Here is a 12,208-nt window from a genome sequence, read left to right on the forward strand (position 1 = left end):
TCCGATTGGAATATGGCAGTGTTGAACGAGTGAAGTTGACAAGCAGTGAAGCAGGCGATGGCCAAACCTCAAAACCCTATCCAGATGGCCGTGATCGGCGCCGCCCACGGCATCAAGGGCGAATTGCGCGTCAAGACCTTTACCGGCGACCCGCTGGCCCTGGCCGACTATGGCCCGCTTTACGCCAAGGACGGACGCGCCTTCGAAATCGCCGCGATCCGGCCGGCCAACGAGGTGGTGGTGGTGCGCTTCAAGGGCGTTGCCGACCGCAACACGGCCGAGGCGCTGACCGGCACCGAGCTGTTCGTCGACCGGTCGGCACTACCCGATGATGGCGACGAGGGCGAGTTTTATCACGCCGATCTCGTCGGACTTGCCGTGCGTGACGAAAATGGCGAGCCGGTCGGCAAGGTGTTTGCCGTGCAGAATTTCGGCGGCGGCGACATCCTGGAAATCCAGTACCAGGGCCGCAAGGGCGTGCTGATCCCGTTCACCCAGGCAGCGGTGCCGGTGGTCGATGTGTCAGGCGGTTTCGTTGCCATCGACACGGTGGCGGCCGGGCTGGTGGAAAACGAAGACGATGATGACGCGCCCTCCGATGGCGAGTTCGACAAGCGCCCGCGCGGCCCCAGGGATGCCGGAGGCAACCGCTGATGTTCCGGGCCACCGTGCTCACGCTCTATCCCGAGATGTTTCCGGGCGCGCTGGGGTTGTCGCTGGCGGGGCGGGCGATGGAGCGCGGCGACTGGGCGCTCGAGGCGGTGCAGATCCGCGACTTCGCCACTGACAAGCACCGAACTGTCGACGACACGCCGGCCGGCGGCGGCGCTGGCATGGTGATGCGCGCCGACATTTTGGCCAAGGCAATCGATCACGCCTCATCAGAGGGGGATACGCGCCCGCGCATCCTGATGAGCCCGCGCGGCAGGCCGCTGACGCAAGAGCGCGTGCGCGAGCTGGCTGCCGGGGCGGGCGCGGTGATCCTGTGCGGGCGCTTCGAAGGCGTCGACCAACGCGTCATCGACGCGCGTGAACTGGAAGAGATTTCCGTCGGCGACTTCATCCTGTCGGGCGGCGAGCCGGCGGCACTGGTGCTGCTCGATGCCGTCGTCAGGCTTTTGCCCGGCGTCATGGGCAACGAGGTGTCGGGCGAAGAAGAGAGTTTTGAAGGCGGGCTGCTCGAGCATCCGCACTACACAAGGCCGCAGGAGTTCGAGGGTCGCGCTATCCCCGAAGTGCTGACTTCGGGCAACCACGGCAAGATCGCCAAATGGCGCCGCGCCGAGGCCGAGAAGCTGACGGCTGAACGGCGGCCGGACCTTTGGGCCGGGCGGGTCAAGTCGAAGTAGGATTTGTCGTCCGCCGTCAGGACGCCCCTAACCCCCCGTTTCATGTTGGAGAGGAACCCAATCCTGCGAGGTCGCCACCTTGGAGATTCGCGTTTCCTCTCCTTCGCGAAGTGGGTGGCGAGGCGCGGCCGAGCCGGTGAGGGGCGGCCTTACCCCTTGCTGAAATAGTAGCCCGCCAGAAACAGCCCGACCGCGACGACAAGGGCGCGGACGATGCCTTGCGGCACGCGCCGCGCGGTCCAGACACCGGCATAGCCGCCAAGCGCCACGCCCGGCACCATGATCGCGGCCTGCGTCCAGGCGACAACACCGCCGGAGGCGAAGACGGCGATGGCGATGGCGGCGATGACGATCGACAGCAGGTTCTTCAACGCGTTGAGGCGGTGGTAGTCGCCGCCTTCGGTGAGGCCGAGGGTGGCGAGCATCATCACGCCCATGCCGGCACCGAAGAAGCCGCCATAGATCGAGGTAAAGAACTGGACGAAACGGCCGGCGAGCGAGGTGGGGGCGCCTTCGGGCCGATCGGCCAGCTTCTTGGGGCGCAGCCAGGGGCCGGCGGCGAACAAAGCGGTCGCGGCGAGCAGCAGCCACGGCACCAGGGCGCCGAAGGCGACATTGTCGAGCGACAAAAGCGTCAGCGCACCGATCAGCGCGCCAATGGCCGAGATGACGGCCAAAGCAAGCGCGCCGCGCCACATCAATCTGATGTCGGCGAGATAGGCCCAGGTCGAGGTGATGTAGCCGGGGAACTGGGCGATCGAGGAGGTGGCATTGGCCGAGATCGGCGGTACGCCGAGCATGGTCATGGCGCCGAAGGTCAAGAAGGTGCCGCCGCCGGCGATGGCGTTGACGACGCCCGACAGGAAGCCTGCGAGAAAAAGGATGCCAATGGCGATGAGGGACACGGGCTGCCTGCCTTGCTGGTACGTGAGCCCGGTCTGTAGGAAGCTGAGCCCAACGATGCAAGCCATGGCTTGCCGATGGCGGCTAGGTGGTCCAAGGTACATCTGGCAGCCATATTGATACCGCTGCACGCCAGACGCGCAAAAAAGAAGCGGCAAAGGCGTGACAAATGGCCGAAATAGCGGTATGTGCCCGCCCGAACCGGACGAATAATCGACCGGACCCGTCAACAATGACGGTGTAGTCGCCCCTGCCAGAAGACCCGCGAGGGAAGAAGGCATAACCGAGCGGTCATTGGAACTGCAAGGCGAGCGTTGGGCGCTCTGGCTGTCGGAAGAACAAGAAGTGGATTTTTGAGATGGATATCATCCGCCAGCTCGAGGCCGAACAGGCCGCCAAGATCGAAGCCAAGCGCACGCTGCCTGAATTCCAGCCCGGCGACACCGTCCGTGTCCAGGTGCGCGTCACCGAAGGTACGCGTACCCGCGTCCAGGCCTATGAAGGCGTCGTCATCGCTCGCGCCGGCTCGGGCTTCCAGGAAAACTTCACCGTCCGCAAGATATCCTATGGCGAAGGCGTGGAACGCGTGTTCCCGGTCTACTCGCCGATGATCGAGGGCGTCGAGATCGTCCGTCGCGGCAAGGTGCGTCGCGCCAAGCTGTACTACCTGCGCGATCGTCGCGGTAAGTCGGCTCGTATCGTCGAGAACACCGGCGTGCGCGCCCGCAAGCTGAACGACGCCGAGCGCGCAGCACTGGTCGCCGAGAAGGCCCGTATCGAAGCCGAGAAGGTTGCCGCAGCTCAGGCGCTGGCCGCCGAGAAGGCCGCCCAGGAAGCCGCCGAGAAGAAGGCAGCAGCCGAGGCCGCCAAGGCAGCTGAAGCCGCTGCCGAGACTGCAGCCGAGTAATTCCGGCACACTGTTTTCGAAAGGGCGGCTTCGGCCGCCCTTTTCGTTTGGGGCGGATGCTGATCTTCAAGCCGGCTGACGCGGTTTCATTCCGGCCAGCGCGGCAAAAGCGGAACAGATACAGCCAATTCAGCGCGACTGGCGCATCGTCCATGCTTGCAAGCAGGCTTGGGACGGCTAAAGTCTGGCGCAAATCGACCGGCGCCGCCGGTCTTGTGTTTTCGGGGAATCATGTCAAACTTCAAATTGTCGCTGGCCGGCGCGCTGGCTGTCGTGCTTGTGCCTTTTGCCGCTATGGCCCAGAGCCTACCCGATCTCGGCGGCAAGTCGGTCGTCGTGGTGACCGAGAACGCCTATCCGCCGCTGCAGTTCATCGACCCCAAGACCGGCAAGCAGATCGGTTGGGAATATGATGCCATGGACGAGATCGCCAAGCGGCTGAACTTCAAGATCGAGTACCAGAACACCAGCTGGGATGCGATGATCCAGGCGGTATCAGACGGCCAGTACCAGGTCGGCATGACCGGCATCACCATCAAGGACGAGCGCAAGGAAAAGGTCGACTTCTCCGATCCCTACATGCGTTCGCAGCAGTTCATGCTGGTACGCGCCGACGAGAGCCGCTTTACCGACGCCAAGAGCTTCGGTGCCCTCAAGGACGGCCTGATCGCGGCGCAGCCGGGCACCTCGCCGTTCTACACCGCGGTCTACGAGATCCTCGACGGCAACGAGCAGAACCCGCGCATCAAGCTGTTCGAGACCTTCGGCGCCACCGTGCAGGCGCTCAAGGCTGGCGACGTCGACTTGGTGCTGACCGATAGCGTCGCAGCTCAGGGCTATGTCGACGCTTCCGAAGGCAAGCTCAAGGTGGTGGGCGCGCCGCTGGGCAGCGAGGATTTCGGCTTCATCTTCAAGAAGGGCTCGGACCTCGTCGCGCCGATCAACCAGGCGATCGCCGCGCTCAAGGCTGACGGGACCTTCGATGCGCTGAACAAGAAGTGGTTCCTCGACTACAAGATGGGCCAGTGATTGTGCTGCCGTCTCCGCTTCTCGGCGGAGACGGCAAGCCGCCGTCGGGCCTAGGATCCGTAGCGGCTGGCGCCGGCGTGGTCGACGACATAGAGCCAAGTGCCGTCGGCCTGCCTGCGCACGATCTCGGCGGTGAAGCCGGAATAGAGGGTAAGACCTTCCTCATCGACGATTGCGAAATCGGCGCGCAGCAGCGCCAAGTCACCGTGCTCGACGCAGAAGGTGTTTCTCGACGTCATCGTGCCCGGCATGCGCACGAGCCTTTCAAGCTCCCCGGCGATCGCGGCCTTGCCGGCAAAGCCGGAACCGCCGGCAGCAACCAGCAGGCGGGCATCTTCCTCGTAGAGCGCCAGCAGAGCCTCGACATCGCCGCTGTTGCGGATGGTGGCAAAGGTTTCGTTCATGTCGGCTGGCCGGTAGACTTTCAATGACATTGGCTTTCTCCTGTTTCGGCGACCAGAACACGCCGTTTCAGAACTATCCAAACGGGTACCCCGAATGAGTGCAGAGATGACCGCGACCAGCGAGCGCGAGGTGCCGACGCCACGGCGGCCGGAAGTGTGCCCGGTCGAGGATTGGCTTTCCTTTCTCGGTCACCGCTGGAATGCGCTCGTGCTGTGGCAGCTGTCGGTGGGGGCGAAGCGGCATGGCGACCTGATGACACAGCTGCCCGGTATTACTGCCAAGGTGCTGTCGGAGCGGCTGGACGGTCTGTTGCGGCGCGGGCTCATCGAGCGCGACGAGGCCGCCGCCTTTCCGCGCGGCGTGGTCTATTCGTTGACGGCGGGCGGTCGCCGGGTGGTTGCCCTTCTCGACCAGTTCGAGACACTGCCGCATTCCTTTGCCGGGCCGCGGCAGGACGCGGCATGAGCCACCGGGTCAAGAAGGACGACTTTCCGTGGTGGCTGGTGGCCTCCGTGGCGATCGGGATTGTTTCAGCGGTGACGATCGCGGCCAGCGATGTCTACGGCCAGATCCTGACGACGTTGGTCAAAGGGCTTTGGGTGACGCTTTTCGTCACCATCGTCGCTTTCGCCATGGCGTCGGCGCTGGGCCTGTTCATCGCATTGCTCGGGCTATCGAATTCCAAGGTGTTGCGCCAGGTCTCGCGTTTTTATGTCGAGATCATCCGCGGGTTGCCGATCCTGGTGCTGCTGTTCTGGATCGCCTTCGTTGGCGCGCCGGCCTTCGTCGTGGCATGGAACTGGGTGTCCATCCCGTTGCAGTCGGCCGGGCTGGTCGAGCCGATGCAGGTGCGCGACTTCTCGCTGCTGTGGCGGGCGATCATCGCCTTGATGATCGCCTATTCGTCGTTCATCGCCGAAATCTTCCGCGCCGGCATCCAGGCCGTCGATGTCGGCCAGATCGAGGCGGCAAAGGCGCTGGGGCTTTCGCGTTACCAGCGCTTCCGGCTGATCGTCTGGCCGCAGGCGTTCAAGACCATCCTGCCGCCCTACAGCAACGACTTCATCGCCATGGTCAAGGATTCCTCGCTGGTCTCGGTGCTCGGTGTGGCCGACATCACCCAGATGGCCAAGGTCTATGCCTCCGGCTCGTTCCGCTTCTTCGAAACCTATTCCATCGTGGCTTATGTCTACCTGATCCTGACGCTGGGGCTGTCTCTGGCCCTGCGCGCCCTGGAGCGGCGGCTGCGAAGAGATTTCACGCCATGATGGGAGACGCCGACAAGACCGCGCTCGACATGGTTTATCAGGCGGAGACGGAAACGGAGCTTGCCGCGGCCTATGCGGCATGGGCAAACGGCTACGACACCGAGACGGCAGCGCTTGGCTACTGCCTGCCCTTCATGATCACCGCCTGGGTGGCGCGACATGTGCCCAAGGGTGACGGGCCGCTGCTCGACGCCGGCTGCGGCACCGGGCTGTCGGGGCCGTATCTCCAGGCGCTCGGCTATGGCGACATCGAAGGGCTCGACCTGTCCGAGGAGATGCTCGACCTGGCGCGGGCGCGGGGCGGCTACAAGGCGCTGACGCAAGCAGCCCTCGGCGGGCCGTTGCCTTGGGCCGACGGGCATTTCGCAGCTGTCTTCTCGACGGGCGTTTTCACGGCGGGCCATGCACCTGCCTCCGGCCTGGACGAACTGGTCCGGATCACGCGGCCGGGCGGGTTCGTCATCTTTACCGTGCGCAGCATGGTGCTGGAAACAGGTGGTTTCCGCGGGAAGTTCGCCGAGCTGGAAACTGCAGGCAGATGGCGGGCGGTCGAGGAAAGCCCCGTTTTCCGCGCCTTTGCCGTGGCCGAGCCGGATGTGCTGGTCAAGGCGTACATATTCAGGGCTGTCTGATATGTCGCGCGTCATTAGGCCTCTGCGACCGGATGGACGATTGCGGTTGGCTATGTCGCGGACAAATCTCGCGGCATGGAAACCATTCGCCAGGCCCTCGCCAATCCACTTTCCCGCCTGCGTCTTGCAGGCCTCTTCGAAGGAAGCACCCTGCTCCTCCTTGTGCTGGTCGCCGTGCCGATGAAACATCTGGCCGGCTATCCCGCGATCGTCAGCGCATCCGGTCCGGTCCACGGCCTTGCCTTCGTGCTCTACGTCGTTTGCCTGGTCGACAATTTCTCCGGCGGCGGCTGGTCGCCCAAGGAGATGCTACGCACCGGGCTTGCCTGTCTCGTACCTTTCGGCACCTTCATCAACGACCGCTATCTTGCCGTCCGGGCCGCGAACCAGGCGGCTGGGCTATGAGCTATCTCGTCATCAAGTCATTGCATGTCGTGGCGATGGTGGTCTGGCTGTCGGGCATGATCTTCGTGCCGCTGACCTTGTCGCGCATGGCCGCAGGCGGCGGCATCGATGCCAGACAGGCGGCACAGCTGCGGGCGGGCTTTTCCGCGGTGGTGACGCCGGCAATGCTGGCGGTGTGGGGGCTGGGGCTCTATCTCGCCTATGATGTCGGCTATTTCAGCGACGCATGGTTGCATGCCAAGCTTGCGTTTGTCGTGGCGATGTCGGGTCTGCATGGCGTCTTGTCCGGCCAGCTCAGGCAGATGTCGGGGGCGAGGTTGGCAAAGCCGGCGCCGTTCGTGCTCAGGCTGCACTGGGTCGTTGGCCTGCTGTTGCTTGGCATTGTCGGGCTGGTGATCGTCAAGCCGTTTTAAGTAGGGCCGTTTTAAGTGGGGCGCTTTGAGTGCAGCCGTCCTGGACGAGGCGGGGCGCGGGTGCGCCGCGCCTTTCAGGCTGGGCCGGCGGAACCACCCTTGCCATGGCGCGTTGGGGGCCGAACCAGAATGAGGCCCTCATGGAACAGCTCGTCGAAGAATTCGGCCATCCGACCTACACTTCGTTTCCCGTCATCGTCGCGCGTCTGCTGCTGGCAACGATCTTCGGCGCCGTCATCGGTTTCGAGCGCGAATGGCGCAACCGGCCGGCCGGCCTCAGGACCCATGTGCTGGTGTGCGTGGCAGCCGCGACCTTCGGCATACTGACCATCGAGATCGTTCATGCGCCGATGTTTGCGGCTGCCGGTATGAAAGAGATGGTCAAGGTCGACCCGATCCGCGCGGTCGAGGCGGTGACGGCGGGCGTCGCCTTCCTCGCGGCGGGTACCATCCTGTTTGCACGTGGCGAATTGCAGGGCCTGACCACAGGTGCCGGCATGTGGCTGGCCGGCGCCATCGGTCTCGCCGCAGGGCTTGGCTTCTGGCAGATCGCCGGCTTCGGCACCTTCATGGTGCTTGTCGTTCTCGGCCTGATGCACTCGCTCGAGGTGAAGTTCGACCTGAGCGAGGACAAACGCGATGAGAAGCCGGTGGCGCGCAAGGCAGCGGCCAAGGGCAAGCGCGCCTAGCTGCCGTCAGGCTTCGGCGCCTGGTCGTGTCGGCACGTCATCCCGCACCTTTTCGAACAGCAGCCTGAGCGCCTGGCGTAGTGTCTCCATTTCGTCCGGGCTGGTCAGTTCGGCCCAGCGCGCGTCGACCTTGCGCCCGGTGGCGGAGGCGATGGGACGCACGGCCTTGCCGCGCTCAGTGAGAAAGACCAGTCGTCCGCGGCGATCGTTGGGATCGGGCCTGCGCTCGACATAGCCAAGCTTCTCCAACTCCTCGACCGCCTGGGTCATCGTCTGCTTGCGGACATGGGCGAGCTTGGTCAGTTCGCTGACCTGGATGCCCTCAGGCGGGGTGAAGGTGAAGACATTGGCGTGCGGCGGCCGGATGTCGCCGAAGCCGGCGTCGTCGAGTGCTGTGTCGACGTACGCCTGACCGACCTGACACCAAGGGCCGGTGCGGGCGGGACGGCGGTTCCATCCGCTGCTTTTTGCGTCCTGCCACGCTCCAATTGCCGGATAGGGAAAAGATTGATATGAGCAGGCCATGGAAGAGCTCTTTGGAGATCCGGCCTACAAGGGTTTCGTGCTGCAGGACCACAAGCGCCTGCCGTCGCGATTCTTTGCCCGGATTTCAGGCGCGTTGACCAGCCGACTTATTTAGTCGTTTTCGCCGAGCCGACGGGCTTTCGGCGCCTCAGCCTTCCCATGTTCATATCGACGGATCCAAGATCATGAGCGCACCGCGCACCCTCTACGACAAGATATTTGACGACCACATTGTCGACCGCCAGGACGACGGCACTTGCCTGCTCTACATCGACCGCCATCTCGTCCACGAAGTGACGAGCCGCAGGCATTCGAAGGGCTGCGTCTGACCGGCCGCACCGTGCGTCACCCGGAAAAGACACTGGCCGTCGTCGACCACAACGTGCCGACCTCGCCGGACCGCAAGAACGGCATCAAGAACGAGGAAAGCCGCATCCAGGTCGAGGCGCTGGCCAAGAACTCGGCCGATTTCGGCGTCGAGTACTACTCTGAAAACGACAAGCGCCAGGGCATCGTCCACATCGTCGGACCCGAGCAGGGCTTCACCCTGCCGGGCATGACCATCGTCTGTGGTGACAGCCACACCTCGACGCACGGTGCGTTTGGCGCCTTGGCGCATGGCATCGGCACGTCGGAAGTGGAACACGTGCTGGCGACCCAGACGCTGATCCAGAAGAAGGCCAAGAACATGTTGGTGCGTGTCGACGGCCAGCTGCCGGACGGCGTCACCGCCAAGGATATCGTGCTCGCCATCATCGGCGAGATCGGCACCGCCGGCGGCACCGGCTATGTGATCGAATATGCCGGCGAGGCGATCCGCGCGCTGTCGATGGAAGGCCGCATGACGATCTGCAACATGTCGATCGAGGGCGGCGCCCGCGCCGGCCTGATCGCGCCTGACGAGACCACCTACGCCTACGTCAAGGACAAGCCGCGCGCGCCGAAAGGCAAGGCGTGGGACATGGCACTGGAGTACTGGAAGACGCTGCAGACCGACGAAAGCGCGCATTTCGACAAGGTGATCGTGCTCGACGCCGCCAAGCTGCCGCCGATCGTCACCTGGGGCTCGTCGCCCGAGGACGTCGTCGCCGTCACCGGCGTGGTGCCGGATGCGGAAATCATCGAGGACGAGAACAAGCGCAACTCCAAGAAGCGCGCGCTTGACTATATGGGCCTGACCGCCGGCACCAAGATCACCGACATTTCGGTCGATCGCGTCTTCATCGGCTCGTGCACCAACGGCCGCATCGAAGACCTGCGTGCCGTCGCCAAGGTCGTCGAGGGCCGCACGGTCGCCTCGACCGTCAGCGCGATGATCGTGCCGGGCTCGGGCCTGGTCAAGGAGCAGGCGGAAGCCGAAGGCCTCGACAAGATCTTCGTCGCTGCCGGCTTCGACTGGCGTGAGCCGGGTTGCTCGATGTGCCTGGCGATGAACGACGACCGGCTCAAGCCGCATGAACGCTGCGCCTCGACCTCGAATCGCAACTTCGAGGGCCGCCAGGGCTTCAAGGGCCGCACTCATCTGGTGTCGCCGGCCATGGCTGCCGCTGCCGCGATCGCAGGCCATTTCGTCGACATCCGCGACTGGCACTGAGACGCGGCCGGCACGCCCGGCGATGAAAAAGGACAAGGCGGCGGAGCAACTGTTCCGTCGCCTTTTTCGTTTCAGGTCTTGGGGATCGCCCGCATTTCGTGCCTTGCGTTAACGTCTTTTTCGCCGGCTTGTGGTGTCATCCGCGCGAAGGAGATTGCTGGCGACGATGACCGGTGCGGAGTTCATTCTTGCGATCAACGTGTTCGTAGCCGGCCTTCTGGCCGGCGCTTTCATGTCGATTGCGCTTTATGACGAACGGCGCATCCCGGCGCGCTGGTTCGCGCTGTGCTATCTCACCGGGCTGCTCTACATCGGCACCGAATTCGCGATCCCGATGTTTGAGGACACGCGGCTGATCGTCACCGCCAACTTCGTGGCATTCCTCGTGACGCTGCTGATCATGAATGTCGGGCTGGCCAGCCGCTACGACGCACAGCCGGCATGGTGGTTGATGGCGGCGTTCCTCGTGCTGTCGACGATTGCGGTCTTTGCCACGCAAGGATTGCTCCGCGATTCGCTGCTGCGCATGATGACCTACCAGACACCTTACGCCGTAGCGCAGGCGGTCGGTGCGGCAACCATCCTGCGCTCGCGCCGGCAACTCAGCCAGTTCGACTACGTGCTGGCGGGCGTGCTGCTGGCGAGCGCGCTGCAGTTCTTCTCAAAACCCTATCTGGCGCTTGCCGTGGGCGGTCCGGGCTCCGATCCGCACCACTATCTCCAGAGCACCTATGCGATGATCTCGCAGGCGCTCGGCACGGTGTTTGCGCTGTCGATCGCGCTGATGCTGATGGTGATCCTGGTGCGCGACATCCTGCTCGATGCGACGCAGAAGTCGGAGACAGATGCGCTTTCAGGCCTGCTCAACCGTGGCGGTTTCCAGCGCCGGGCAGCCAGCGCCATGCGCGATGCGGTGCGCCAGGGGCTGCCGATCACGCTGGTCATCTCCGATCTCGATCACTTCAAGTCGATCAACGACAGCTACGGCCATGCTTCCGGCGACCGTGTCATCGAAGCCTTCGCGCGCTTCATTCAAGAATCAAAGGCCGGGCATCATGTCGCGGGGCGAATCGGCGGCGAGGAGTTCGCGATCATCCTGCCCGGTGCGCATCTGGCGTCGGCGCGGTTGTTCGCCGAGGGCGCACGTTCGGCATTTTCAGGCATGCCGGTCGACGGACTGCCAGGCGATTGCCGCTTCACCGCAAGCTTCGGCGTTGCCGAGCTCGTCGCCGGCGAAAGCATCGACCAGCTGATGGTGCGGGCCGATGCCGCGCTCTACGAAGCCAAGAAGGATGGGCGCGACTGCGTCCGGGTGTGGGGTTCGATCGCGCTGTTTGCGGATTCGACCGTCGTGCCGTTCGGCATCAAGCCGTCGAGCAGATAAACTCAGCGGCAAACCAGGCCGGGTTGCGGAATCTCGCCTTCGGAGAAGCCGTACATGTAGCTGCGGCCCTTGAGCAGCATGGGCGGGCGATAGCAGCGTGCAACCTTGCGGTCCGGCTCGTCGAGATAGATGACCTTCGGCCTGGTCGAGCCGGTGAATGCGGCGAGCTTGCGGGCCGAAGCGCCTTCGCCGACAATGATACGCTTGTACCCCACGGTGCTTTCGACGATCAGGTTGCCGAAAGAATCGGCATAGACGCGTTCGTGGCTTCCGCCGGCTGCGGCTGGAGAGGTGAATGCCATGCCAGCGGCAAGCATGAGGGATGCAGTTGCGGTCAGAGCCAGCGCGGAACGCATCGGGCAAATCTCCATGTTCGGTCGGACAGGAGATTAATGATTTCTTAATCTTTGTTAAGGCTTCGGGCCTTCTTGCGCGGAAAAGATTAACAAACATGGTTAATTTTTCCTGAATGCGAGCCGGTCGCCGGTCAACGCCAACGAACGGGTAGCCGCCGCGTCGTCCCGATGGGGGATGCCTTCGCTACCGATTCTGCCCGCACGTTCCGCACCGACTCACCCATGCGGGTAGCGGCGGCATTTGTTCAATCGATTGAAGCCGTGATGCGACTAAATAGATGAGCCAGAACGGTTTTCCGACTTTGACGCGGTGCAAAAAGAGCTTTAGAAAGCGCGCAGTTCCGACGTC

General features: G+C 63.8%; 15 protein-coding genes and 1 pseudogene. 12 read left to right on the top strand and 4 right to left on the bottom strand.

Annotated features, from left to right (window positions below):
- The first annotated feature begins 57 nt into the window (after nucleotides 1-57).
- Together rimM and trmD are read left to right on the top strand one after the other, a co-directional pair.
- Nucleotides 58-654: a ribosome maturation factor RimM gene (rimM, locus tag ACHMW7_RS05375; RefSeq protein WP_395449311.1), complete on the top strand. Its 597-nt coding sequence runs from the start codon at nucleotides 58-60 to the stop codon at nucleotides 652-654.
- Complete coding sequence (gene trmD, locus ACHMW7_RS05380; RefSeq protein ID WP_395451269.1) at nucleotides 651-1,349, top strand: tRNA (guanosine(37)-N1)-methyltransferase TrmD; 699 nt, start codon at nucleotides 651-653, stop codon at nucleotides 1,347-1,349. The genes rimM and trmD overlap by 4 nt, the downstream gene beginning before the upstream one ends.
- Nucleotides 1,350-1,498: 149 nt before the next feature.
- Here the strand turns inward: trmD and ACHMW7_RS05385 are convergent, their stop codons facing one another.
- Entirely contained in the window at nucleotides 1,499-2,254 is a 756-nt protein-coding gene (locus ACHMW7_RS05385; protein WP_395449312.1) for a sulfite exporter TauE/SafE family protein, read from the bottom strand.
- Between the two features lie 356 nt (nucleotides 2,255-2,610).
- Between ACHMW7_RS05385 and rplS the strand changes: the two genes are divergently transcribed.
- Both rplS and ACHMW7_RS05395 read left to right on the top strand, forming a co-directional pair.
- Nucleotides 2,611-3,159, top strand: coding sequence for a 50S ribosomal protein L19 (rplS, locus tag ACHMW7_RS05390; RefSeq protein WP_115730189.1), 549 nt, complete (start codon nucleotides 2,611-2,613; stop codon nucleotides 3,157-3,159).
- A gap of 231 nt (nucleotides 3,160-3,390) precedes the next feature.
- Nucleotides 3,391-4,188 carry a basic amino acid ABC transporter substrate-binding protein gene (locus ACHMW7_RS05395; RefSeq protein ID WP_395449313.1) on the top strand — a complete coding sequence of 266 codons (798 nt, stop codon included), beginning with the start codon at nucleotides 3,391-3,393 and terminating at the stop codon, nucleotides 4,186-4,188.
- 50 nt (nucleotides 4,189-4,238) lie between these two features.
- Here ACHMW7_RS05395 and ACHMW7_RS05400 read toward each other — a convergent pair whose 3' ends face one another.
- On the bottom strand, nucleotides 4,239-4,622 hold the full coding sequence (locus ACHMW7_RS05400; RefSeq protein ID WP_395449314.1) for a YybH family protein: 384 nt from the start codon (nucleotides 4,620-4,622) through the stop codon (nucleotides 4,239-4,241).
- A gap of 76 nt (nucleotides 4,623-4,698) precedes the next feature.
- On the opposite strand from ACHMW7_RS05400, the gene ACHMW7_RS05405 reads away from it, so the two are divergent.
- The 6 genes from ACHMW7_RS05405 (at nucleotide 4,699) to ACHMW7_RS05430 (ending at nucleotide 8,000) form a co-directional block, all read left to right on the top strand.
- Complete coding sequence (locus ACHMW7_RS05405) at nucleotides 4,699-5,058, top strand: winged helix-turn-helix transcriptional regulator (protein ID WP_395449315.1); 360 nt, start codon at nucleotides 4,699-4,701, stop codon at nucleotides 5,056-5,058.
- A complete protein-coding gene (locus ACHMW7_RS05410; RefSeq protein ID WP_395449316.1) occupies nucleotides 5,055-5,861 on the top strand; it encodes an amino acid ABC transporter permease in 807 nt (268 codons plus the stop codon). Before ACHMW7_RS05405 ends, ACHMW7_RS05410 begins: the two co-directional genes overlap by 4 nt.
- Nucleotides 5,858-6,493, top strand: a complete 636-nt coding sequence (locus ACHMW7_RS05415) for a class I SAM-dependent DNA methyltransferase (RefSeq protein ID WP_395449317.1) — start codon at nucleotides 5,858-5,860, stop codon at nucleotides 6,491-6,493. Before ACHMW7_RS05410 ends, ACHMW7_RS05415 begins: the two co-directional genes overlap by 4 nt.
- Nucleotides 6,494-6,568: 75 nt before the next feature.
- Complete coding sequence (locus ACHMW7_RS05420) at nucleotides 6,569-6,898, top strand: DUF3817 domain-containing protein (protein WP_395449318.1); 330 nt, start codon at nucleotides 6,569-6,571, stop codon at nucleotides 6,896-6,898.
- Complete coding sequence (locus ACHMW7_RS05425; RefSeq protein WP_395449319.1) at nucleotides 6,895-7,311, top strand: CopD family protein; 417 nt, start codon at nucleotides 6,895-6,897, stop codon at nucleotides 7,309-7,311. The genes ACHMW7_RS05420 and ACHMW7_RS05425 overlap by 4 nt, the downstream gene beginning before the upstream one ends.
- Nucleotides 7,312-7,451: 140 nt before the next feature.
- A complete protein-coding gene (locus tag ACHMW7_RS05430; RefSeq protein ID WP_395449320.1) occupies nucleotides 7,452-8,000 on the top strand; it encodes an MgtC/SapB family protein in 549 nt (182 codons plus the stop codon).
- A 6-nt stretch (nucleotides 8,001-8,006) separates the two neighbouring features.
- Here ACHMW7_RS05430 and ACHMW7_RS05435 read toward each other — a convergent pair whose 3' ends face one another.
- Entirely contained in the window at nucleotides 8,007-8,525 is a 519-nt protein-coding gene (locus tag ACHMW7_RS05435) for a MarR family winged helix-turn-helix transcriptional regulator (protein ID WP_395449321.1), read from the bottom strand.
- A gap of 185 nt (nucleotides 8,526-8,710) precedes the next feature.
- On the opposite strand from ACHMW7_RS05435, the pseudogene leuC reads away from it, so the two are divergent.
- Both leuC and ACHMW7_RS05445 read left to right on the top strand, forming a co-directional pair.
- A pseudogene (gene leuC, locus ACHMW7_RS05440) lies at nucleotides 8,711-10,119 on the top strand (3-isopropylmalate dehydratase large subunit).
- A gap of 166 nt (nucleotides 10,120-10,285) precedes the next feature.
- Nucleotides 10,286-11,503 carry a diguanylate cyclase gene (locus tag ACHMW7_RS05445; protein ID WP_395449322.1) on the top strand — a complete coding sequence of 406 codons (1,218 nt, stop codon included), beginning with the start codon at nucleotides 10,286-10,288 and terminating at the stop codon, nucleotides 11,501-11,503.
- 2 nt (nucleotides 11,504-11,505) lie between these two features.
- Here ACHMW7_RS05445 and ACHMW7_RS05450 read toward each other — a convergent pair whose 3' ends face one another.
- A complete protein-coding gene (locus tag ACHMW7_RS05450) occupies nucleotides 11,506-11,859 on the bottom strand; it encodes a hypothetical protein (RefSeq protein WP_395449323.1) in 354 nt (117 codons plus the stop codon).
- Nucleotides 11,860-12,208: the final 349 nt, after the last annotated feature.

The sequence above is a fragment of the Aminobacter sp. UC22_36 genome, assembly GCF_044056035.1.
In the GTDB taxonomy this organism is placed as follows: domain Bacteria; phylum Pseudomonadota; class Alphaproteobacteria; order Rhizobiales; family Rhizobiaceae; genus Aminobacter.